Here is a 22,568-nt window from a genome sequence, read left to right on the forward strand (position 1 = left end):
ATAGGCCACCGGGGGGCTGGGGGGGGGCTGAGGGGCCGGGGGGCCGGGGGGCCGGGGCCTCTAGAGCCCCAGGGCGGTGACGGTGCGTGCGGTGGCTTCGGCGATCAGGGCGTCGGAGGGTTCGGCGTCGTAGCCGGGGCGGTCGGTCATGACGGCCAGGACGAGCGGTGAGGTGCGGGGCGGCCGGACGATCGCGATGTCGTTGGCCCTGCCGTAGTTGCCCGTGCCGGTCTTGTCGGCCACCTGCCAGTCCTTGGGGAGCCCGGCCCGGATGCGGCGTGCGCCGACCGCGGTGGCGTTGTGCGAGAGCCAGTCCGTCAGCAGGGCGCGTTCCCCGGCGGGCAGGGCCGTGCCCAGGAGCAGCTCGCGGAAGTCGGTGGCGACGGCGCGGGGTGTGGTGGTGTCGCTGGGGTCCTTCGGCCGTACGTCGTGCAGTTCGGGCTCGTAGTGGTCCATGCGGCTGACGGTGTCGCCCAGTTCGCGCAGATAGGCGGTGAGCTGCGCGGGGCCGCCGAGGTCGCGCATGAGCAGGTTGCCTGCCGTGCCGTCGCTGTAGCGGACGGCGGCGGCGCAGAGGTCGCGCAGGGTCATGCCGGTCGTGACGTGGCGTCCGGTGATCGGCGAGGTGGACTTGAGGTCGGCCCGTGTGTAGGTGACGCGCCGGTCCAGGCCGTCGAGGGAGCGGTGGTGCAGGACCGCCGCCGCGGCCAGGGCCTTGAAGACCGAGCAGAAGGCGAAGCGCTCGTCGGCCCGGTGCACCGCCGTGGCGCCGGTGGCGGTCGCGAGGGCGTAGACGCCGACGCGGGCGCCGTACGCGCGCTCCAGGTCGGCGAGGCGCGGGCGGTGGACCGGCGGGGCGGGGGTGCGGCGGCTCGGCCCCGGGGTGGGCCGGGCACTCGCGGCGGCGCGGTCCGCGCGGTCGGGGTCCCGGCCGGCCGTGCCGCAGCCGGCCAGGGGAAGTAACGCCGCGGCGGCCAGGAAGGCGCGGCGGGACGAGGCGGGCCCGTCTGCGGACATGCGTGGTGCTCCTTTCGCTCGGATCACTGGGAGGCCCTCTTCACCAGGGGCTTCCCGCTCACTCGGAGTCGGCGGGGACGGCGGCCAGCAGACCGCGGACGACCGGTCCGGCGGAGCCGCCGCCGGTGACGCCCTCCTCGACGACGCAGGCGACGGCGACGTTGCCGCGGTGCGCGACGAGCCAGCCGTTGTTGGCCTGGTCGTCGGAGACCTCGGCGGTGCCGGTCTTGGCGCCGATCTCGCCGGGCAGGCCGGACAGGACACGCGCGGTGCCGTCGGTGACGGTGGCGCGCAGCATCGCGCGCAGCTGCGCGACGACGCCCCGCGGCAGCGGAGTCGTACGGGTCGTGTCCTCGTTCCCCTCGGTGAGCGAGGGCTGATGGAAGGTGCCGGAGACGGCCGTCGCGGTGACGGACGCCATGATCAGCGGGTTGGCCTGCACCCGGCCCTGCCCGATCATCGAGGCGGCCTTCTCCGTCTCGTCCTTCGGCACCGGCACCGAGCCGTCGTACGAGGGAGCCCCCACGTGCCATTCCTGGCCGACGCCGAAGTACGTACGGGCCACTTCGCCCAGTTCCCCGTCGTCGAGCCGGTCGCGCAGGCTGATGAACGCGGTGTTGCACGACTCGGTGAAGTCCTTGCGGAAGGTGGCGCCCGGGTGCTCGGACAGCTCCACGTTCTGGAACCTCTTGCCCACCGTGAGGTACTTGGGGCAGTCCACCACGTCGTCCGGTGCGACGGCGTCCTTGAGCAGCAGGGCGCTGCTGGTGACGATCTTCCAGGTGGAGCCGGGCGCGTAGGTGCCGGACAGCGCGCGGTTGAAGCCGGAGGACGGGGAGTTCGCCACGGCCAGGATCTCGCCGTCGTCGATGCGCAGGGCGACGAGCGCGGCGTTCTTGCCGTCGGCGTGCGCGGCCAGGGCCTTCTCGGCGGCGGCCTGCCAGCCGGCGTCGAGGGTCGTGCGGACCGGGCCCTCCTCCCGGACCGTCCGCGCGCCGAACCTGGCCTCCGTGCGCTCGACCTTCCCGGTGGACCGGTCGACCAGGTGGATCGCCCCGCGCGGGCCGGTGCCCCCGCCACCCCCGCCGAGCCGCCCCATGACCGGCCCCAGGGAAGGGAACTGCGCACCCGACAGGGCCGTGCCCTCCCGGTCGGTGACCTCGGGGGGCTCGGTCTCCTCGCGTTCGAGGCGGAACTTCTCGGTGTCGCTCAGGCGCGGGTGGACGACGGACAGCTTCCAGTCCACCTTCCAGTTTCCGTCGCTCTGCTCGCGCAGCGGCAGCTTCGACTCGTAGGTCCAGGTGCCCAGGCCCTCGACGGGCATCCGGGCGGTGAACGGGACGGTGACCGTGCCGTCCTCGGCCTCGGCGGCCGACTCGGCCGTGAGCTTCGGTCCGCTGATGTCGAGGCCGGCGGTGAAGCTGTCCAGCACCCGCTGTGCCGGGCCGGGGCTGGTCGTACGGCCGGCCGCGCTCGGCAGCCGGCCGGCGGCCCAGTCGGCGAGGAACGCGCGGGCCTGTCGCACGGCCGCGGGGTCGGGTCCGGCGTCCCGTCCGAAGGGGCCGAGACCGGCCGCGTACGCTCCGCCCGCGGCGGCGGCCAGCACCACCGCGCCCGCGGTGACGGCCCGCACGGCCGTCCGGCGCGGACTGCGGCCCCCGGTGATGTCGCTGGAGTGGTCGTGGTGATCCATGCGCCGAGAACAGCAGCGGGCCGGGCACCCTGTCCAAGTCCGGTATCGATCTCGGATCAATACCGAACGGATATGCTCCCTGCTCGTGGACCTGGTGCGGCACTTGGAGTGCTTCGTGGCTGTTGCAGAAGAGTCACACTTCGGCCGTGCCGCGGCTCGTCTGGGCATGGCCCAGCCGCCGCTCTCGCAGCGCATCCAGCGCCTGGAGCGGTACCTGGGCGTCCGGCTCTTCGAACGCACCAGCCGGCAGGTGGCCCTCACCGAGCCCGGGGCGCTGCTGCTGGCGGAGGCCCGGGAGGTGCTCGCCCGCTCCGAGGCGTTCATGGCCACCGCGCGCCGCATCCGGGACGGCGAGACCGGCCTGCTGCGTGCCGCGCTGCCGCCGGACCTCTCCGGGGAAACCGTCGCCGCGCTGCTGGCGGGCTTCACCGGCGCGGGCACGAGCGGCCTGGAGCTGGAGCTGCACGAGCTGTCCACCGCCCAGCAGTTGGAGCGGTTCGCCGCGCACGACCTGGACGTCGGGCTCATCCACCACCCGTGTGACGTCTCCGGGCTGGAGCTGGGCCCTGTGCTGCGGCGCGAGCTGGGGGTGCTGCTGCCCCGCGGGGCGGCGGCGGCCGGGCTCGGCGAGGTACCGCTCGCCTCCCTCACCGGCCACGACCTGATCCTCTTCCCCCGCGCCGGCGCCCCCGCCGTCTACGACGACCTCCTGACCACCTGCGCCCGCAACGGCTACACCCCGCCCGCCGTGCGCCACGCCCAGGGCGCCAGCTTCGTGCGCGGACTGGTGCTGTCGACGGAGGCGGTGGCGCTCAGCCCCAGGGACACGCACGGGCACGCGCAAGAGGACGCGGCCCCGGAAGGGGGCGTCGTATGGCGGCCCCTCTCCGGCGCACCGCTGGCCCTGCGGCACTCCGTGGCCTGGCCCGCGGGGCGCGGGGACGCCGCCGTGTCCGCGTTCGCCGACGCCGCCACGCAGGCGCTGCGCGGCACCGCCGGCGCGACCCCCGACCTGCCCTCCCGCCCGCTGCACCTGCGCCCGGCATCGGAGTACTGGCTGTGACCGACGCCCTCGCCCGCATCCACGCCGCCTTCGCCGACGCCGGGGTCACCGGCCGGCTGCACGCCGTCGACATCGACAGCGGCGCGCAGCTCGACGCCGGGGCGGACCAGTCGGTCTGCACCGCCAGCGTCCACAAGCTCTGTCTGCTCGTCACGCTCCACGAGCAGGCCGCGGCGGGGCTCCTGGATCTCACCGAGCAGGTCGAGTGCCCGCCTCAGAGCCGCACCACCGGCCCGACGGGGCTCGCCGCCATGCTCGACGGCGCCCGCCTGTCGCTGCGCGACATCGCCTATCTGATGATGTCCGTCAGCGACAACGCCGCCGCCGACCTGCTGCTGGCACGCCTCGGTCTCGACGCCGTGAACCGCACCACGGCCCGCCTCGGCCTCACCGGCACCTACGCCGTCCACACCTTCGGCGAACTCCTCGCCACCATCAAGGAGGACGCCGGCCCCGGCGGCGCGGGCTCGCTGGCCGACCCGCACGTCGTCGCCCGGCTGCGGGCACTGGACCCGGCCCGCACCAACCACAGCACCCCGCGCGACATGACGCGTCTGCTCGCCGCCGTCTGGCGGGACGAGGCGTGCACGCCCGAGCACGGCGCGGCCATCCGGCGGATTCTCGGGCTCCAGGTGTGGCCGCACCGGCTGGCGTCCGGGTTCCCCTTCGACGACGTCCATGTGGCGGGCAAGACGGGCAGCCTGCCGACCGTGCGCAACGAGGTGGGCGTCGTCGAGTACCCCGACGGGGGCCGCTACGCCGTCGCCGTCTTCACGCGCACGGCCCGCACCTCCGCCCTCCAGCCCGCCGCCGACGCGGTCATCGGCACGGCGGCCCGCCTGGCCGTGGACGCGCTGCGTGCTCTCCGGGCGGGCCCGCGCGGGACCGGGCCGGGTCACCGATCGCAGCGGTGACCGAGAGCGGGGAGCCGAGGGCCGCGACTCAGAGCTGGAACTCCGCCGGGGACAGGCCCAGCGCCGCGCAGGCCTCGCGCAGGACCTGCGCCTCGGCCTGGGAGAAGTGGCCGTCGGCACCGGCGATGACCATGCCGGTCTGGATCACGGCCCTGGCCTCGGTGGGCTTCTTGGCGGTCTTGGCGATCTCCTGCATGGCCTCGGCCTTGCCGTGCTGGAAGTTCATCGTCAGCTGGTCCACATGCTTGTTGAAACGCTGCCGCAGCTGCTCCGGCGGGAAGTTCTGGAGCACGTCGTTGCTGAGGATCATCGACTCGACCTGCTGCCGCTCGGCCGGGTCCACCTGCCCGTCGGCCGCCGCGACCAGGGCGCAGACCGCCATGCTCGCGTCCCGGTACGCACCGCTTTTCAGCTCGGCCTTCAGCGAGCCGAGCTGCGTCTTGAACAAGCCGACCAGCTGGGCCTTGCCGCCACCGCCGGACCTCGACCCCCCGCTGTGCCCAGCCGTGGCGCCACGCCCGGCCTGATTCTGCTGGAGAGCCTTGGCCTGGTCCTTGAGCTTGTCCCACACTGCCATTGAGTCACCTCGGTATTAGTCGGAGTCATCTCGCGAACCCGCTCCCGCGCGCTCACCCGATCAACGCCCGACCCCCAGGCAAAGGTTCCGCAAAACGCGCCCTCTCTCACCCTGTGTTTCTCTCACCGCGCCCACACGGCGACTGCCCGCACCCGGTGATCGGGTGCGGGCAGTGGGGATGACGTGGTGTCACGCGCCGTCGCGTGAGAGGAGCTTCAGGCGCGGGCCGAAGCGGAACGCCACGAAGCCCGCGGCGGCCAGGGCCGCGGCCGCCGCGAGGAGGATGCCGATGCCGCCGGCTCCCGTCGAGGCGAGGCTGCCGCTGTCGAGGTTCGTCGACGTGCCGCCCGTGGTCGAGGAGCCGGTGCCGCCGGTCGTGCCGGACGTGCTCGCGCTGGGCGACGGGCTGGGGTCGGCCGAGGGGCTCGGATCGGTCGAGGGGCTCGGGGACGGCGATGCGGACGCGTCGCCGGGGACGACCTCGACGGCGAACTGGGTCATGGCGTCGCCGACCGACGCGGCGACCGTGTACGTGCCCGTGCCCTCACCGGCGGTCAGGGCCGGGGCCGTGGCCTTGCCCGAGTCGTCGGTCCTGACGCGGACGGCCTGCTCGCCGTCCTCGAAGCGGGGGGCGTCGTCGCTGTCGTCCTCGACCCGGAACTCGACCTCCGTACCGGCCGGTGCCGTGGCGCCCGACGTGACCACACGGGCCTGGAGGGCCTCCTCGAAGGCCTCGCCCTGTTCGGCGCGCTGGTCGTCACCGCCCGCGACGCTCACGGTGTAGGCCGACTTGCGCACCTTCACGGTGAAGACCGTGGAAACGCCGCCCGCCTCGGCGCGGACCGCGAACTCGCCCTCCTTGCCGATGCCCGTCTGAAGCGGCGCGGACTGGGCGCGGCCCCGCGCGTCGGTCGGCACGGCGAGCTTGGTGGTGTCGGCGCCGTCCTTGATGAAGAAGAAGGCTCCGAGCTTGTCCGGGTCCTCGACCGTGAACGTGACGGAGGCGTTCTCGACCGGGTGGCCCGCCTTGTCCCGGACCACCACGGCCACCGGGTCCGCGCCGCCGCCCGGCTGAGTGGTCTGGCCGGCTCCGGAGACCTGGGTCAGCTCCGCGATCGCGGGGGTCCTCCACTGGAACACGATGCGCCCGTTGCCGGAGCGGTCGGTGTTGACGCCGCCCTCGGCGATGCCGCCGCGCACCGGCTCGTCGGAGGGCTGCCAGAAGGGGTCCGTCCTGGCGGGGGCCACCGTGCGGTCGCCGCTGAGCAGCCGCGCGCCGGTCACCCGGTCCGGGGCGACGTAGCTGCTGCCGCCCGCGCCGCTGCCGGTGGTTCCCCGGTCGTCGTCCGTGCCGCCGCCACCGCCGCCGCCCGCGTAGCCGGCGCCGCCGCCTCCGCCCGCGCCGCCCGAACCGGAGCCGCCCGCACCGCCCTTGCCGCCGCCGGACGCGTCGGCGCCGGAGGAGCCGTTGCCGCCGCCCGCGCCGCCGGTGTCCCCTGCCGCGCCCTTGCCGCCGCGCTCGGACTCGGTGTCGTCCTGGCCGCGCTCGCCGCCACCGGGGCCGCCCTGGCCCGCGTCCAGGCTGCCGTAGCCACCGCCGCCGCCACCGGCGGCGATGAGCAGCGGCTTGCCGCCGCTGGTGCGGACGCCGCTGCTGTTGCCGCCGACCGCGCCGTACTTGTCGCCGCCCGCGCCGCCGAGCGCGTCACCGAAGCGCTGCACGCCGACCGCGAGCGACAGCCGCTCCCCGGGCGTGACGCTGAGCGCGCCCGCGGTGTAGCCGCCCGCGCCGCCGGCTGCGAAGGGGGTGCCCTCGCCGCCCTGGCCCCAGGCCCGTACGTCCAGCGCCGTGACACCGGCCGGGACCTGGAACTCCTCGCGGGCGCCGGTCGGATCGAACAGCCGGCAGCCGGAGAAGCCCTCCGTCGGTGTGCAGGTCTTCCCGGCGAGGACCGCGCTGCCCGCCGCCGTGGCGGCCGGCGCGCCCGTCAGGGCCGTGCCGGCGGTCAACGCCACGAAGCCCAGGGCCGCCGCACCGCGCCGGAATCTGGCGCGGCGCAGCACGACGGAACCGTGATCCATCAAGGAAACTCCCCCACTTGTCACAAGCTCCCCCCAGGGAGCCATGAACAGCTCGATCAGAATCGAACACGACTAGTGGGGCAGCTGACCAAACTTGAGGCCGCTGGTCAACTGAGAATGGTCGATTCCGGGCAACCGCTTGCCGAACTCCCCACGGGCGTCCGGGCTCGCCGGACCGGCCTCGGGAGCGGACCCGGCAGCGGTCCCGGAACCGGCCGGGCAGAGGGCGCGGACGACGTACGTGTAGAGGGCGTAGTCGATCGCGTGCGCCTTCGGGCGGCCGTTCTCGTCGAGGCTCTGGTACTTCATCAGGTTCTGCGCGAGAGCCACCTGGCGCTTGCCGTCCCGGCTGGACAGCGCGGTCATGCCGGCGCCGAACACCGCGCCGTCGTGGCCCCAGAAGCGGCCGCACGGCAGTTCCTGCGCATAGATGCCGAGGCCGTAGTCGAAGCCGCTCACCGGGACCGTGCGCGTCATCTCGTCCAGGGCGGCCTTGCCGATCAGCTTCCCGCCGAGCAGGGCGCGGTAGAAGCGGTTCAGGTCGTCGGTGGTGGAGACGACCGCGCCCGCCGTGTACGCCCAGGACATGTCGTAGACGCTGTAGTCGCGCGGCGGGTCGATCAGGCCGTACCACGACTCGTACATCCGCGGGTGCGGGCCCTTGATGTACGGGGTGCGCGGGAAGGACGTGTGGCGCAGCCCGGCCCGGTCGATGACGTTGCGGGTGATGTGCTTCTCGGCGTCCTGGCCGGTGATCTTCTCCAGGAGCAGCCCGGCGATGACGTAGTTGGTGTTGGAGTAGGACCCGGGCAGCTCGCCCGGGCGTCCGGTGGCGGGGGCCGCCAGACCCAGCCGGACCAGTTCCCCGGGGCGGACGGAGCGGAAGCGCTCCTCGTCGAGGCTGGCGGTCGAGCCCTTGGCGAGGGAGGGGAAGGCGCCCACGATGTAGTCGCCGATGTGGCTGGTGTGGTTGAGGAGCATACGAACGGTGATCTGCCGGCCGCGCTCCCCCGGTATGAGGTCGGGGAGGTAGTCGCCGACGGGCGCGTCGAGGCGGAGCCGGCCGCGCTCCACCTGCTGGAGCAGGGCGACGGAGGTGAAGGTCTTGCTGATGCTGCCCACGCGGTGCCGCATGCCCGGGGTGACGGGGCGTCCGGTCTCGACGTCGGCGACGCCGGAGGCTCCGGTCCACCGCCGGCCGCCGTCCCTGACGGACGAGAAGACGCCGTACATGCCCGCCTCGTGGATGGCCTCCAGCGAGTCGCGCAGGGCGGTTCTGTCGAGCGACGTGCCGTCCACGGGCCCCGCGGGCGGCGCGGCCGGCCCGGCGTGAGCGGGGGCGGTCAGCACGGCGGTGGTCGTCAGCAACGTGGTGCCCAGGACGGTTCCGAGAAGCCGGGCGATACGCAACGGCCTTCCCCTTCCTCGGTGTTCGACAAGGTCGGGGTCATCGTCACGGGAAGCGGATGCGCCTTACATCCGCCTGGGGGATGATCGTTTATCGGCCGGTCGAGGGCAGAGTTGACCACAAGTGGCCTTGATTCCACTGGAGTCTTCGTCGCGTCCGACTCATTGACGCCACACGTCTCCCGCCCCTACGGTCTGGCCGAATTGCCGAACTGCGTTCGCAATACCGAACACGCTTCGCTCCGTAACCCCCCGACGGAAGGCCGAGCCGCCATGACCACCCCCCGCAGACCCTCACGCCGCCGTGTCCTCGGCATGGCCGCAACCGTGCCGCTCGCCCTGACCGCCGATCTGGCCCTGGGCGCCGGTCCGGCCGGCGCGGCGACGGGTCCGGCGTTCGTGATGGCCTACTTCACCGAGTCCCCCGACGGCCTCGGCACCGACTACGGCCTGCACCTGGCCGTCAGCCTCGACGGTCTGGAGTGGACGCCGCTCAACCAGAACAAGCCGGTCGCCACCCCCACCCAGGGCGCCGGCGGCCTGCGCGACCCGTTCGTGCTGCGCAGGCAGGACGGCACGTTCACGGTGCTGGCCACCGACCTGAAGGGCACCGACTGGAGCTACAACAGCCAGTACATCCACGCCTGGGACTCCGCCGACCTGCGCTCCCTCACCGGTTACCGCAGGCTCAAGCTGCACGACATGACCACGCACAGCTGGGCCCCGGAAGCGTTCTGGGACGCCTCGCGCGGGCAGTACGGCATCGTCTACTCGTCCGTGAACTCCAGCGGCCACAACGTGCTGATGGTCAACTACACGACCGACTTCCGCACGGCGTCCGCGCCGCAGGTCTTCTTCGACCCCGGCTACGACGTGATCGACGGCAGCCTCGCCCTGGGCGTCGGCGGCACGAACTACCTGTATTTCAAGGACAGTTCGAAGCAGGCCCTGGTCGGCGCCCGGTCCGCCACCCTCGCCCCGGGCAGCTGGCAGGTCTTCAGCACGCCGGTGGCCCACGGCGGCACCGAGGCGCCGATCCTGGTGAAGTCGCCGTCGTCCGGCACCTGGTACCTCTGGGGCGACACCTACACGCCCAACGGCGTCTTCTACGCCTGGCAGACCGGCGACCTGGCCTCCGGCACCTGGACGCCGGTCGACCAGCGCCGCTACACCCAGCCGGTGAACTCCAAGCACGGCAGCATCGCACCGCTCACGGGCACGCAGTACGACAACCTCCTCGCGCACTGGGGGGCACCGGCGTGGAACCGGCTGAAGTCGTACAACCACCCGGACCGCTACGTCCGCCACGCCGGTTTCGCGGGCCGGATCGATCCCTACCCCTTCGACCCGTACACCGACGCCCAGTGGAAGCTCGTCCCCGGCCTCGCCGACGCCTCCGGGGTGTCCTTCCGGTCGGTCAACTACCCGGACCGGTATCTGCGGCACTACAGCTACGAGCTGCGGCTGGACGTCAACGACGGCACGTCGGTGTTCGCCCAGGACGCCACGTTCCACAAGGTCGCCGGGCTCGCGGACTCCGCCTGGACGTCGTTCCGCTCGCACAACCACCCGACGCGCTACATCCGCCACTCCGGCTACGCCCTGCGCATCGACCCCGTCTCCACGGCCACGGACCGTGCGGACGCGACGTTCCGCATCGGCTACTGACCGCACCGGGCCGACGGCACCGACGGGCGGGAAGGCCGGGCCGGGCTCCCGAGCGGCACACGCGGGGACGCGACGGCCCGGACCGGCCTTCCACTGCCCGCAATCTCCCACCCGGCGCCCCGCTCCGCCTCCCGGGCGGGCCCGAACGGGAACCGGCCGGGCGAGGACCGGCCGAACGGGAACCGGCCGGGCGAGGACCGGCCCGGCGGGCCTGGGATGATGCGGCACATGTCAATACTCGCCACCCTCGCGGTGCTGGCCCTCGCCGCCCTCCACGCCTACATCCTGGTGCTGGAGATGTTCCTGTGGACCACGCCGCGCGCCCGCGCCGCCTTCGGCACCACCGCCGAGTTCGCGGACGGCACCAAGGCCCTGGCCGCCAACCAGGGCCTCTACAACGGCTTCCTCGCCGCCGGACTGCTCTGGGGCGCGGTGGCGTCCGACCCGGTCGGCTTCCAGGTCTCGGTGTTCTTCCTGGTGTGCGTCGCGGTCGCGGGGGTGTACGGCGCCGCGACGGCCAGCCGGAAGATCCTCTTCGTGCAGACCGTCCCGGCGCTGATCGCCCTGGCCCTGGTGCTGATCGCGCACTAGGGCGCGGCGTCAGGCGTCCTGGGTGACGGTCTGCTCCATGAGCGCGACCGCCTCCGCCTCCGCGGTCGCGGGCGGGACCACCAGCAGGTCCCAGCGGCCCCGGCCGGGCGTGAGCAGGCAGACCGTGTCCGGGGTGGCCGGCGACTCCCTGCGGCCCACATGGACCTCCCGGCCGGCGACGTCCAGCCGCTCCGGGCAGGGCAGCCAGGTGTCCCCGTGGACCAGGACGCTGCTGACCTGGCCCCAGGCGCGCGGCAGCACGGCCAGCAGCCCGGGCAGCTCCGCCGTCAGGTCGTAGGAGCGGGGCCACCACGCCCCGTCGATACGGCGGGCCGTGCGGCCGAGGCGGGGCTGGGTCGCGAGCCTCAGCCGGACCTCGGAGGGTGCCGGGAGGGGCGGCGGTGGCGAGGAGGTGGATGTCATCAGGGCTCCTGCTGGAACGGGGGGGCGTGGCCAGGAGGCCGTCGGCCACCGGTTGCGGAATACCCCCGGTTCTTCCACCGTACGCCGCAGAGCGGCACGGGAGCCGGGGCCGCCCGCGCCGCCCCGCGCCGGTCAGAGGCCGTAGCGGCTCTTCAGATGGCGCCAGAAGTCACGCGCCATCCACTTGTCGAACTCCGTGATCTGCGTGGCGCTGCCCGCCTTCATCAGGAAGCAGCACTGGCCGGTCGGCGACCAGTCGTAGAAGTCGTCCAGGCCGAAGGTGTGGCCGACCTCGTGCAGGTAGATGTGGATGTTCTCCTGGCTCAGGGCGCCGGTGAAGTACTCCTGGCCCATGCGCTGGCCCCAGTCGCCGCCCGCGCCGCCGCCGAAGCCCTTGGTCAGCCACAGTGACTGGTCGTAGTGGCGGGCGGCGCCGCCCGGGCACTTCGAGTAGTTGCCGTCCTGGTGGAAGAAGCGCCCGCAGTCCGGGGCGCAATGCGGGGCGCCGCCGCTGTCGAGGATGCCGGTGTAGATGTCGACGGAGTTGTCGTTCCACTGCAGGGTGGAGCGGTCCTTCACCGCCCAGCCGACGATGTTGACGGGCACATTGGTGTACGGCCAGGCGTTGTGCCCCTTGCCGTTCTCGGTCATGGCCGTCATCCACTTGCCGAACTGCTTCTTCAGCGCCGCGTGGATCCGGTCGCGCAGGGCGGCGCTGACGGGGGCGTCGGACTCCCAGCGGACGCAGTAGTTCACGCTGCCGCGGTTGGCCATGACCTGGTCCCAGCCGTAGTTGCGGAAGCCGTACAGGTTGCCGTAGGTCGACTCGACGTGGTTCCACACCTCGTTCATGGGCTGGACGAGGTTCGCGGGCGGGTTCCACTCGTCGGCGGCCTGCGCCTTGGCGCTCGCCATCCCGGGGGTGGCGAACGCCGCCGCCAGCACCGCGAGCACGGCGAGCAGCCGTGCGAGGTGTCTGCGCATGGTGATCTCCCTCGTGTGGGGGACGGGGTATCACCGGCAGGTCGTCACAGGCCCCGCAAACGTTGCCCGGGCTGTCGAGACAGATGCCCGGGTGTGGATATAGCGGGCGCTTTATCCCATTACGTCAGCGATAATCGGAGCATGACTACGGCAACGTATGAATGGCTGGCGGCTTCGCCGGATCACGCGGTCGCCGTGACCCTCGCCTTCGTCGGCGGGTCGATCATCGCCCTCGCGCTGATCTGGGCCGTGCTGGTCGGGATGCGCGTCATGGACAAGGACACGCACCACCCCAGCCCCGAGGAACAGCCGCACCTCCCGGACGGCGGGCCGGTCCATGAGATGCGGGAGATGCGGGAGCCCGACGAGATGCCGGTCGTGACGCGCGACGGCGAGCGGCTCCTGCCCCATGAGCTGCACCACGCGAGCACCAGGACGGGCAAGGACCAAAAGCCCCGCCGCTGGCTGCCCGGATCCAGCGGCTCCTTCGGCGGCGGCGGCCTCGGCCACACCTGAGGCCATGAGACGCGGCAGGACCACAGGACGCGGCGGCACGGCCCCGGCCCGCCGCCTGACGCGCTTGACGCGCTGGGCGGCGGGCGGGGCGGTGCTGCCCCTCGCCCTGGCCGCCGTACTCACCGGCTGCGGCGGCGACAGCCCCGGGGACGCCGCCCGCGAGGCGGAGTCGGCGGTCGGGTCGTTCGCCTCGCAAGCGTCCGAGGCGGTGGAGTCGGCCACGGCGGAGGCCGGACGCAGGCTCGACGACATCCGGGGCGGCATCGACGTCAAGGGCGATGTGAAGGCCGCCCGGCCCACGGTCGGCTCCGACGGCCGGGCCCGGTCCGAGATCACCGTCACCAACACCGACGACTCGGAACGGTCCTTCGCCGTCCAGGTCGATTTCACCGACGCCGGGGGCCGGCTGACCGACACGGTCATCGTCACGGTGGAGCATGTGCAGGCGGGCGACGTGGCCACGGCCACCGCCCGCAGCACCCACGATCTGTCCGGCGAGGTCCGGGCCGTGGTGGCGCGGGCCGTGCGCTACTGACCGGAGCCGGCGTCCGCCACCGAGATGTCGGATGTCGTTCCCGCAGGTGGCGTGTACTGCTGGGCCGTGCGGGTGGGCCCGGACCCCGGCCGCGGGGGCTCGCCCCGGGGCCGGGGACGGGATGCGGGAACTCCTAGCGCGCGAGCCACACCGTCGTGTCCGGCCCGAGCCGGCCGTCCTCCAGGGGGGCGCTGGCCAGCAGGACCTCACCGGCCGGCAGCGGGACCGCCGTGCCGGACAGGTTCGTCACGCACCGCCAGCCCTCGCAGCGGTCGAACTGCAGGACGCCGTCCGGGGTGTCCTCCGCCCAGGTCAGCTCCTCGCCGTCGAGCAGTTTGCGGCGCAGCCTGAGGGCCGTGCGGTACAGCTCCAGGGTCGAGCCCTCGACGCCGTCCTGCGCCTCGACGGCGTGGGCGGCGAAGCCGGGCGGCTGCGGCAGCCAGGCGCCGCCCGGCCCGAAGCCGTACGACGGTCCGGTCGTCGTCCACGGCAGCGGCACCCGGCAGCCGTCGCGGCCCTTGCGGACATGGCCGGTCTGTTCCCAGATCGGGTCCTGGAGCACCTCGGTGGGCAGGTCGGCGACCTCGGGCAGGCCCAGCTCCTCGCCCTGGTAGACGTACGCCGAGCCGGGCAGCGCCAGCATCAGCAGGGTGGCCGCCCGGGCCCGGCGCAGCCCGGCCGCCTCGTCGACGGCGGGGGCGTGACCGCCGGAGAGCAGCCAGGCGTTCTCGTCGGTGCCGGGCGGGAGCATCAGGCGGGACGCGTGGCGGACCACGTCGTGGTTGGACAGCACCCAGGTGGCCGAGGCGCCGGCCGCGCGGGCGGTGGCGAGCGAGTCGGTGATGATCTGCCGCAGTTCGCCGGCGTCCCAGCCGGCCTCCAGGTACTCGAAGTTGAAGGCCTGGCCGAGCTCGTCCGGGCGGGCGTACAGCGCGCGCCGGGCGCCGGGCACCCATGCCTCGGCGATGGCCATGCGGGGCGGCCGGTAGGCGTCCAGGATCTTGCGCCAGTCGCGGTAGATCTCGTGCACGTCGTCGCGGTCGTAGAACGGGTGCGTGCCGGGCGGCATCGCGGTGAGGGCGTCCTCGCGGCTCAGCTCGGGAGCGCCGAGGTCGCGCAGCGGTTCACTCAGGTCCTTGACGAGGGCATGGGCGACGTCGACGCGGAAGCCGTCGACCCCTCGGTCGGACCAGAAGCGCAGGGTGGTGCGGTAGTCGGCGCGGACCTGCTGGTTCTCCCAGTTGAGGTCGGGCTGCTCGGGGGCGAACAGGTGCAGGTACCACTGGCCGTCGGGCACCCGTTTCCAGGCGCTGCCGCCGAAGACGGACTGCCAGTCGGTGGGCGGGAGCTCGCCGTGCTCGCCGCGGCCGTCGCGGAAGACGTACCGGTCGCGGGCCGCCGAGCCGGGTCCGGAGCGCAGGGCCTCCTGGAACCAGACGTGCTGGTGCGAGGAGTGGTTGGGCACGAGGTCGACGATGACCTTCAGACCCAGCCGGTGGGCCTCGGCGACCAGGGCGTCGAAGTCGTCGAGGGTGCCCAGGCGCGGGTCGACGTCCCTGGGGTCGGCGACGTCGTAGCCGCCGTCGGCCAGCTCGGACGGGTAGAACGGGCTCAGCCACAGGGCGTCCACGCCCAGGGCGGCGAGGTGGGTGAGGCGGCGGGTGATGCCGCGCAGGTCGCCGAGGCCGTCGCCGTCGGCGTCGGCGAAGCTGCGGGGATAGACCTGGTAGACGACGGCCTGGCGCCACCAGTCGGGGTCCCGGGACGACAGGTCGAGGGTGGAGCGATCGGTCACGCGGTCTCCTTGTGCGGGGCATACGGGCGGCGGCATCGACAACAGCGACAGCACTGAATCTGTCCAGAATGCCGGAAAGAGGAACCATCGCGTCGATCGGAGCAATCCATTCCTGCTGTGATGAAAGTGTGATGGCGGAGCAACTTCCTTTCCATACCCGCAGGTTGACAGCTTGCTGCGGCACGGCCACGATGGGGGCGCACTGAGGCGCATGTGACCAATGGGCCCAGTGTTTCTTCGACCACTCATCCGGTGCGGCCCCGGCAGCCGTGTGCCGCGCGCTGCCCGCCTGCCGTCACCCGGGTTCGGCACAGCCAAGAAATGGGATCCGCATGTCCATAGCGAGACGTGTCACCGCGCGACGCCTGCTGGGGACGGGCGCCGCGGCCCTCGCCCTCTGCGCCGCCTCCGCCACCACCGCGTTCGCCACCGGTACGCCCGGTGGCGACGGCTGGTCGTCCGGCGGCACCTACAAGCCCGGGACCGGCGCCGGCACGGAGACCGGGACCGACCGCTGCCAGTTCTCGCTCGACGGCTCGAACTTCTTCGACTCGGTGAAGGTCGACGACCAGAACCTGAAGCCGACCGAGGACGGCAAGGTCCACATCAAGGTCCGCACGGCCGGCGACGCGACGACGTGCACGGCCTCCCTGGCCTCCTACCTCGCGCACGGCGCGACCTTCGCGACCTCCGGCGAGCAGGTGTTCGTCGACTTCGACACGGTGACGGTCAAGCCGGGCGGCACCGACTCGCTTGACATCGCCATCCCCGACAAGGGCTGCTTCGGGCAGATCGACCTCTACCGGGGCGCCGTGAAGTTCGACGGCGTGCTCGACGCGAAGGACGGCTTCGAGCACGGCGAGCTGCCCAAGGGCCCCGACCGCCCGGTCATCAAGGACAAGCTGATCGCGGCCTGGAACGGCGGCTCGAAGGAGTGCGAGCTCACGCCTCCGCCGACTCAGTCGCAGCCCCCGTCCACCCCGCCCGCGAGCCCCTCGAAGCCGGCCGAGGAGACGACGCCCCCGGCGCCGTCCGAGCCGTCCGAGCCCTCGTCGCCCCCGGCCACGGACACGGACACCCCCACCCCGTCCGCCTCCGAGTCGACGACGCCCCCGGCCCCCAAGCCGAACGGCGGCGGCGGCGACCTCGCGGAAACGGGCGCCGACAGCAGCACGGGCCCGATCGCCATCGGCGCGGGTGTCCTGCTCGCGGGCGGCGCGGCCATGGTGGTCCTGACCCGCAGGAAGCGCGCGACGCGTTCCTGACGCCATGACGGGCCCGGGGCTTCCACGGCCCCGGGCCCTTTTGGTCGGCCAGTCCCCGGAAACTAAGCCCCTTCGACCACCGTCAGCCACAGCTTCACGTACCGCTCCACGTCGACGCCCAGCGCCACGTCCACCAGGGGCTGGGCGCGGGTTCCCTCGTGGATCTCGGACTCGCCGGGGAGCGGGCGGCGGTCGACGATCGTCTGGCCGCGGGTGGGTCCGGGGGCCAGGGCGACCTCGACGGGCAGCCGCTCGGTGGTCAGGCCGCCCGGGTCGACCACCGCGCACACCGCGCCCGCGTCGCCGAGCCCGCCCGTCGGGGTGGGGTCCCCCGAGGTGGCGGGGTCACGGTGGGCGAGGAGTTCGCCGGCCAGGCGGAGGCTGGGGTCGGTGCCCGCGCGCAGGCGCTGGACATCGGCCGCCGGGACCAGGACCTGCTTGAACACGTCCAGCCCGTACATCGTGATCGGCACCCCCGCGGTGAGCAGCACCGCCGCCGCCTCCGGGTCGTGCCACACGTTGAACTCCGCGACCGGCGTGGCGTTCCCGGTCGCCACCGCACCGCCCATGAACACGATCCGCTCGATGTTGCGGGTCACCTCCGGGTGCGTCCGCAGCAGCAGCGCGATGTTCGTCAGGGGCGCCATGGGGATCAGTGTCACCGGCCTCGGCGAGGCGAGGATCTCGCGCCGCAGCAGCGTCACCGCGTCCACGTCCACCGGCACACGGGTCGGCGCGGGCAGCCCCAGGTCCCCCATCCCGTCCTGCCCGTGCACATGCCGCGCCGTCCGCACGGGTTCGATGAGCGGCCGCTCGGCGCCCCGGGCCACGGGAATGTCGCCGGCACCGGCCACCTCCAGCACCGTCAGGGTGTTGCGGACCACGCCGTCCACGTCCGTGTTCCCGGCCACGCAGGTGATGGCCCGCACGTCGAGCGCCGGATGCCGTACGGCGAACAGCAGGGCGAGGGCGTCGTCGACGCCGGTGTCGCAGTCGATGATCACCGGAATACGCTGACCGTCCGTCACGGCGGTGGCTCCTTCCACTGTTCCCGCACTGGGCTTTCGAACCTGGCTTCGAACCGGGCTCCGCACGCTCGACCCTACGGCCTGCGGCACCTGCGCATACGGGGGAACCGCTCCTACGCCGCCTCCCACAGCTCGGTGCCGCGCGCCGCCACCCGGTCGGCGACCCCCCGCAGGAACGCGGCGGCGGGCAGGGTTTCCAGCCGCCGCCCGTCCCGCAGGCGCGGTGCCACCCGGTCCGCCTCGGCCTCCCGCCCGCCGATCACCGCCTGGTACGGGACCAGCCGAGCCTCCCGGACGCGCGCGGCGAGGGTGCCCTGCTCGGGGCCGCGGACCTCGGCGCGCAGGCCGAGGTCACCGGCGCGGGCCGCGAGTTCGTGAGCATGATCCGCCTGGTCGTCCCCGACCGGGAGCACCGCCAGCTGCACCGGGGCCAGCCAGGGCGGGAAGGCCCCGCCGTGGGCCTCGACGAGGTGGGCGACCGCGCGCTCCACACTGCCGATGACGCTGCGGTGCACCATGACCGGGCGGTGCTTGGCCCCGTCCGCGCCGATGTAGTGCAGGTCGAAGCGTTCGGGCTGGTGGAAGTCGATCTGGACGGTGGACAGGGTCGACTCCCGCCCGGCCGGGTCGGCGATCTGCACGTCGATCTTCGGGCCGTAGAAGGCCGCCTCGCCCTCGACGGCCTCGTACGGGATGCCGGAGCCGTCCAGGACCTCGCGCAGCATGGCGGTGGCCCGCCGCCACAGGTCCGGGTCCGCCACGTACTTGCCGCCCTCGCCGGGCAGCGAGAGACGGTGGCGGACCGCGCGGATGCCGAGGTCCGCGTAGGCCCGGCCGATCAGCTCCAGCGCGGCACGCGCCTCCTCGACGGCCTGCTCCAGGGTGCAGAAGATGTGCGCGTCGTTGAGGGTGATGGCCCGCACCCGGGTCAGACCACCGAGGACGCCGGACAGCTCCGAGCGGTACATGCCACCCAACTCGGCCATGCGGAGCGGCAGTTCGCGGTAGCTGTGGGAACGGGAGCGGTAGATCAGGGCGTGGTGGGGGCACAGGCTCGGGCGCAGCAGGACCTGTTCCGAGCCGAGGTCCATCGGCGGGAACATGTCCTCGCTGTAGTGGTCCCAGTGCCCGGAGATCTCGTACAGCTCGCGTTTGCCGAGGACGGGCGAGTACACGTGCCGGTAGCCGGCCCGCCGTTCCGCCTCGCGGATGTACTCCTCCAGGGTGTGCCGCACGATGGCGCCGTCGGGCAGCCAGTACGGCAGCCCCGCCCCCATCAGCGGGTCGGTGTCGAAGAGGTTCAGTTCACGGCCGAGCCGTCGGTGGTCGTGCATGGTGGGCTCCTCGGGTCGGAGGCGAGCACCACGCGAAGAAGCCCCGGGGCACTCACCCCGGGGCTTGAAGACATCTGCGTCAGCAGTCAGCGCGCCGGGACACTCTCCGGCGTCGTCGTGAGAGACGGGAACGGCTGGGCGCGCTTCATGGGCGTGACCGTAGCAGGGGCGTGGCGCGCGGAGCCACGGCTTTTTCCCAGGGCCCGCAGTGCGGTTTCCCCTCACTCGAACAGCCCGTCGCACTGGTGTGCCGCCCGTCGCGGTGGTGCCGTAAGAGCAGGTACCCGATCTTGGAGAGCCCGCCCCGTCGGGAGGCACCTCCATGAACTCCCGCAGGAGGCCTGCGATGCCCCACCCTCCGGCCGGCCGGCGCGGCCCAGGTGCCCGCGCCCTCCTCGCCTGCGCGCTGTCCGTGACCGCCCTGCTGGTCACGGCCTCCTGTTCCCTCCGGGACGAGCCGCGGCCGCGGTGGTTCTCCGCCTCCCCGACCGGCACCGGCGCGTCACCCGCCGTCGAGCGGCCCGCGAGCTCCGGGGCCGGTCTCACCGAGGCCCAGGCCCAGGCGGCGCTGATCACCCACGCGGACCTGGGGGAGCCGTGGGGACCGACGCGGGGTGCCAGTACCTGGCGGGACGGGCTGCTCAAGGCGACCACGGAGCACCTCGACTGCCAGCGGCTGCTCGACGCCCTCTACACGGAGGAACTCTTCGGCACCCCGGCCGGGCCACGGGCGACGGCCGCGTTCGACGACGCCGACACCGACGCCCAGGTGCGCTACCAGGTCGCCGCCCATCCGCCGGCGGACGTCGACCGCACCCTGGCCTGGCTGAAGTCGCTGCCGGGCACGTGCGGCGAGTTCCCGGCCGCGACCACGCGCGGCGGCGTCCAGACCGTCCAGGTCAGCGACATGCCGCTGCCGCCGGCGGGGGACGCCCGGCAGGCCCTGCGGGTCACCCTGGCCGGTGAGACGGAGGACGGGGAGCTGACGTACCTCACGGTGGACCTCGCGGCCGTACGGGTGGGACAGGAGACGATCACGCTCACCAACGCCGGTCTCGACGAGGTGTACGCGGAGCTCACGCAGCAGATGGTGGATGTCGGGGCGCGGCGCCTGACCGAGATCACGAAGCAGGGGCGGGCACGGATCTGAACCCGGTACCGGATCGGCGGCGGTTGGCTACCTCTCGAAATGCCTGCGGTGGGCGATCACCTCGCGGGCCACGTCCAGGGCCGTGCGGCCGCGCGCGAAGGCGTCCGCCCGCAGCCGCGCGAGCGCGTCGTCGGCGCCGGTGCCGAGCTGCGCCATGATCATGCCCACGGCCTGGTAGACCTCGTCGTGGTCCGCGGCCAGCCCGCTCAGCCAGGTCTCCTCGTCCCGCGGCTCGGCCTCGGTCTCGCGGGGCAGTGCCATCAGGGCCACCGTCATCACACCGGCCACGAGCCGGGCCACGTGCAGCTGGCGGTCGGTGAGCCCGCCCGGGCTGTCGCGGTACAGGTCGAGGGTGCCGACGCACACCGCGTCGCTGCCCAGCGGCACCGCGTACACCGCCCGTACCCCGGCCTCCGTCGCCTGCTGGGCGAAGACCGGCCAGCGGCCCGCGTCCCGGCCGGTCGTCAGATCGCAGGCGAGCACGGGCGCCCCCTCCTCCAGCACGCTCTGGCAGGGGCCGTCACCCAGCGTCGCCTGGATCTCCGCCAGGTGCGCGGCCTGCGCGCTGCTGGCGCTGAGCTGGACCGGCATGCCCTCGCTGCGCAGCGACACACTCGCGCCGGTCACCGGCAGCAACTCGACCGCCACCTCGCACAACCGGCCCGGGACCTGTGAGGGCTCGACGCCGCGCACGCCCATCGCGATCACATCGGCGGCCCGGATCCCGTCCAGGTCCAGGTCACCGCCCCCGGTGCGGCGCGGACCCGGGTCACCGCCGGGGGAGCCTCGGGGATCGTCCCTGGGCCGCACGACCACCGCCTCCTTCACCACCGGCCTTCACCATCGACGCTCTTCCGGGCCGCCCTGCCACGGACGCGAGGTGGGCCGGCGCACGACCACCCGCCCGGGACGACCCGCTGCGCGACGCCCGCGCGGCCGGTCGCCGTGACGGCGACCGCCCGGTCGGCCGGCTTACGGCGACCGACCCGGCGCCTCCCAGGGCCCGAGCCCGGCGCCCGCCCGGATCATGCACCGAGCCCTCCCGGAATCGTCGCCCGACTACCCGAGGCGGGGGGTGCGAAACCCGCGCGCCGGGCCCGTCGCCCCGGCCTGGCCTCAGGGCTTGTCGTGCGGGGTGTCCGGCTGCCGTACCCGCTGTCCCCTCACAGCGGGGGCTGGGCGGGCGCGGGCCCGAGGGTGGTGGTGCCGGGAGCCGTACGGTGTCCGAGACCCGTCCGGTAGGCGTCCAGCGCGGCCTCCACCCGACCGGTGCGGCGCAGCAGGTCGCCCAGCAGCCGGCACAGGTCGGCCAGGTCCCCCGCGGCGCCGGCCCGCTCCAGCAGGCTCAGGGCGCGGACGTAGTGCTCCTCGGCGTCCTCGGTGCGGCGGGCGTCCTCGGCGATGATGCCGAGGAGGCGGTGCGCGGCGGCGGAGTGGACGGCGCCGCGCTCGGAGGACAGGTCGTCGAGGACGCCGTGCAGCAGGGCCGCCGCCTCGTCCGACTTTCCGCGCCGGTGCAGCACGTCGGCCAGTTCGACGGCGACCTGGCTGCTGTAGAGGGCGGCGCGCTTGGCCGACAGCATGCCGAGGGCCTCCCGTAACTCACCTTCGGCCCGCTCCAGTTGGCCGTCCTGGGCGTAGACGTAGCCGCGCATCCAGTGGCAGTTGGCGAGTTCGGTGCGGATCTGCAGGCTCCGGTACAGCTCGGCGGCCTTGGCCAGCGAGGCGTCGGCCTCGGCGAGACGGCCCTCGGCGACCAGGGTGCGGGCGACGGACCGGTGCATGCGCGCGACCAGGGCCGGGTCGCCGGACTGCGGGGCGAGCGCCAGGGCGAACTCGGCGGCCTGGGCGGCGCGGGCGTGCGCGCCCATGTCCATGTAGGGCCCGATGGCGCTGGCGTAGAGCAACAGGAGCGCGTCGGGATCGTGCAGCCCACCGCGGTTCAGCTCATCGAGGGTGGTCTCCAGCAGATAGACGGCGTACCGGAGTTCGCCTGCGAGGTAGTGCGCGACGGCCCGCCCCCGCAGCGCCGGGACCCGTGCGGGCAGCGGCGCGCCGGCGAGACAGGCCTCGGCCCGCTCGAAGTACCGCCGCCCCGCCCCGAGCTCGCCCGTCTCCAGGGCGCACTCGCCGAGCCCGAGCAGCGCGGCGGCCTGTTCCCCGGCCAGCCCCTGTGCCTCGGCCTCGACGAGCAGCTCGGCGTACTGCTCCGCCGCCGCCTCGGCCTCTCCGACGGCGAAGACGCGCTGGGCCTCGGTCAGCCGCAGCCGCAGCTCGGTCACGCGCCGCGCCGAGCGGCCGGTGGCGAGTTCGTCGAAGGCGACGCCGAGCCGTCCGGCGAGATGCCGCAGGGCGTCGTCGGAGGGCCGCACCCGGCCCGACTCCAGGGTGGAGATGTAGGCGGGGGTGTACACAGGTTCCGCCAACTGCCTCTGGGTCAGCCCCTGTTCGACACGTAATCGCTGCACCCGCCGCCCGATGGTCCCCGGATCGTCACGCTCCCCCACGCCGGCTCCCCCTGCCCCT

At 73.5% G+C, this 22,568-nt stretch carries 20 protein-coding genes; 8 read left to right on the plus strand and 12 right to left on the minus strand.

The features are described 5' to 3' along the window. Nucleotides 1-60: 60 nt before the first annotated feature. Both bla and ACFZDA_RS37820 read right to left on the minus strand, forming a co-directional pair. Entirely contained in the window at nucleotides 61-1,017 is a 957-nt protein-coding gene (gene bla, locus ACFZDA_RS37815) for a class A beta-lactamase (protein WP_391090405.1), read from the minus strand. Between the two features lie 58 nt (nucleotides 1,018-1,075). Beyond that, nucleotides 1,076-2,710, minus strand: a complete 1,635-nt coding sequence (locus ACFZDA_RS37820) for a penicillin-binding transpeptidase domain-containing protein (protein ID WP_391090407.1) — start codon at nucleotides 2,708-2,710, stop codon at nucleotides 1,076-1,078. 85 nt (nucleotides 2,711-2,795) lie between these two features. On the opposite strand from ACFZDA_RS37820, the gene ACFZDA_RS37825 reads away from it, so the two are divergent. Both ACFZDA_RS37825 and ACFZDA_RS37830 read left to right on the plus strand, forming a co-directional pair. Then, the gene (locus tag ACFZDA_RS37825) at nucleotides 2,796-3,773 is read left to right on the plus strand and encodes a LysR substrate-binding domain-containing protein (RefSeq protein WP_391090409.1); all 978 of its coding nucleotides are present in this window, start codon (nucleotides 2,796-2,798) and stop codon (nucleotides 3,771-3,773) included. Further along, nucleotides 3,770-4,687, plus strand: coding sequence for a serine hydrolase (locus ACFZDA_RS37830; protein WP_391090411.1), 918 nt, complete (start codon nucleotides 3,770-3,772; stop codon nucleotides 4,685-4,687). The genes ACFZDA_RS37825 and ACFZDA_RS37830 overlap by 4 nt, the downstream gene beginning before the upstream one ends. Before the next feature lie 28 nt (nucleotides 4,688-4,715). Here ACFZDA_RS37830 and ACFZDA_RS37835 read toward each other — a convergent pair whose 3' ends face one another. From ACFZDA_RS37835 to ACFZDA_RS37845, 3 genes are all read right to left on the minus strand, one after another. Then, nucleotides 4,716-5,264 carry a TerB family tellurite resistance protein gene (locus ACFZDA_RS37835; protein ID WP_391090413.1) on the minus strand — a complete coding sequence of 183 codons (549 nt, stop codon included), beginning with the start codon at nucleotides 5,262-5,264 and terminating at the stop codon, nucleotides 4,716-4,718. A 189-nt stretch (nucleotides 5,265-5,453) separates the two neighbouring features. Beyond that, nucleotides 5,454-7,346 carry a hypothetical protein gene (locus tag ACFZDA_RS37840; protein ID WP_391090415.1) on the minus strand — a complete coding sequence of 631 codons (1,893 nt, stop codon included), beginning with the start codon at nucleotides 7,344-7,346 and terminating at the stop codon, nucleotides 5,454-5,456. A 72-nt stretch (nucleotides 7,347-7,418) separates the two neighbouring features. Next, nucleotides 7,419-8,756, minus strand: coding sequence for a serine hydrolase (locus tag ACFZDA_RS37845; protein ID WP_391090417.1), 1,338 nt, complete (start codon nucleotides 8,754-8,756; stop codon nucleotides 7,419-7,421). 270 nt (nucleotides 8,757-9,026) lie between these two features. Here ACFZDA_RS37845 and ACFZDA_RS37850 point away from each other — a divergent pair, with 270 nt between their 5' ends. Then, entirely contained in the window at nucleotides 9,027-10,421 is a 1,395-nt protein-coding gene (locus ACFZDA_RS37850; protein WP_391090419.1) for an AbfB domain-containing protein, read from the plus strand. A gap of 228 nt (nucleotides 10,422-10,649) precedes the next feature. Further along, entirely contained in the window at nucleotides 10,650-11,012 is a 363-nt protein-coding gene (locus tag ACFZDA_RS37855) for a DUF1304 family protein (RefSeq protein WP_391090421.1), read from the plus strand. Between the two features lie 9 nt (nucleotides 11,013-11,021). Here ACFZDA_RS37855 and ACFZDA_RS37860 read toward each other — a convergent pair whose 3' ends face one another. Together ACFZDA_RS37860 and ACFZDA_RS37865 are read right to left on the minus strand one after the other, a co-directional pair. Continuing rightward, nucleotides 11,022-11,435 (minus strand): DUF5994 family protein, encoded by a 414-nt coding sequence (locus ACFZDA_RS37860; protein WP_391090423.1) that lies wholly within the window; start codon nucleotides 11,433-11,435, stop codon nucleotides 11,022-11,024. 132 nt (nucleotides 11,436-11,567) lie between these two features. Beyond that, entirely contained in the window at nucleotides 11,568-12,419 is an 852-nt protein-coding gene (locus ACFZDA_RS37865; protein ID WP_391090425.1) for a hypothetical protein, read from the minus strand. A 141-nt stretch (nucleotides 12,420-12,560) separates the two neighbouring features. Between ACFZDA_RS37865 and ACFZDA_RS37870 the strand changes: the two genes are divergently transcribed. After that, complete coding sequence (locus ACFZDA_RS37870; RefSeq protein ID WP_391090427.1) at nucleotides 12,561-12,935, plus strand: DUF6479 family protein; 375 nt, start codon at nucleotides 12,561-12,563, stop codon at nucleotides 12,933-12,935. 4 nt (nucleotides 12,936-12,939) lie between these two features. Next, nucleotides 12,940-13,470, plus strand: coding sequence for a hypothetical protein (locus ACFZDA_RS37875; RefSeq protein ID WP_391090429.1), 531 nt, complete (start codon nucleotides 12,940-12,942; stop codon nucleotides 13,468-13,470). Nucleotides 13,471-13,603: 133 nt separating this feature from the next. Here ACFZDA_RS37875 and ACFZDA_RS37880 read toward each other — a convergent pair whose 3' ends face one another. Further along, the gene (locus ACFZDA_RS37880) at nucleotides 13,604-15,301 is read right to left on the minus strand and encodes an alpha-amylase family glycosyl hydrolase (protein WP_391090431.1); all 1,698 of its coding nucleotides are present in this window, start codon (nucleotides 15,299-15,301) and stop codon (nucleotides 13,604-13,606) included. A gap of 296 nt (nucleotides 15,302-15,597) precedes the next feature. On the opposite strand from ACFZDA_RS37880, the gene ACFZDA_RS37885 reads away from it, so the two are divergent. After that, nucleotides 15,598-16,530 (plus strand): LAETG motif-containing sortase-dependent surface protein, encoded by a 933-nt coding sequence (locus tag ACFZDA_RS37885; RefSeq protein WP_391090434.1) that lies wholly within the window; start codon nucleotides 15,598-15,600, stop codon nucleotides 16,528-16,530. A gap of 62 nt (nucleotides 16,531-16,592) precedes the next feature. Here ACFZDA_RS37885 and ACFZDA_RS37890 read toward each other — a convergent pair whose 3' ends face one another. Together ACFZDA_RS37890 and thrS are read right to left on the minus strand one after the other, a co-directional pair. Further along, nucleotides 16,593-17,558: a nucleoside hydrolase gene (locus ACFZDA_RS37890; protein ID WP_391090436.1), complete on the minus strand. Its 966-nt coding sequence runs from the start codon at nucleotides 17,556-17,558 to the stop codon at nucleotides 16,593-16,595. 113 nt (nucleotides 17,559-17,671) lie between these two features. Next, a complete protein-coding gene (gene thrS / locus ACFZDA_RS37895; protein ID WP_391090531.1) occupies nucleotides 17,672-18,982 on the minus strand; it encodes a threonine--tRNA ligase in 1,311 nt (436 codons plus the stop codon). Between the two features lie 256 nt (nucleotides 18,983-19,238). Between thrS and ACFZDA_RS37900 the strand changes: the two genes are divergently transcribed. Then, a complete protein-coding gene (locus ACFZDA_RS37900; protein WP_391090438.1) occupies nucleotides 19,239-20,042 on the plus strand; it encodes a hypothetical protein in 804 nt (267 codons plus the stop codon). Between the two features lie 27 nt (nucleotides 20,043-20,069). Here ACFZDA_RS37900 and ACFZDA_RS37905 read toward each other — a convergent pair whose 3' ends face one another. Together ACFZDA_RS37905 and ACFZDA_RS37910 are read right to left on the minus strand one after the other, a co-directional pair. Next, nucleotides 20,070-20,858 (minus strand): GAF domain-containing protein, encoded by a 789-nt coding sequence (locus tag ACFZDA_RS37905; RefSeq protein ID WP_391090533.1) that lies wholly within the window; start codon nucleotides 20,856-20,858, stop codon nucleotides 20,070-20,072. A 347-nt stretch (nucleotides 20,859-21,205) separates the two neighbouring features. Then, on the minus strand, nucleotides 21,206-22,549 hold the full coding sequence (locus tag ACFZDA_RS37910; protein ID WP_391090440.1) for a tetratricopeptide repeat protein: 1,344 nt from the start codon (nucleotides 22,547-22,549) through the stop codon (nucleotides 21,206-21,208). Nucleotides 22,550-22,568 lie beyond the last annotated feature (19 nt).

Origin of the sequence: Streptomyces sp. NPDC007991, from assembly GCF_042958445.1 — a bacterium.
In the GTDB taxonomy this organism is placed as follows: domain Bacteria; phylum Actinomycetota; class Actinomycetes; order Streptomycetales; family Streptomycetaceae; genus Streptomyces.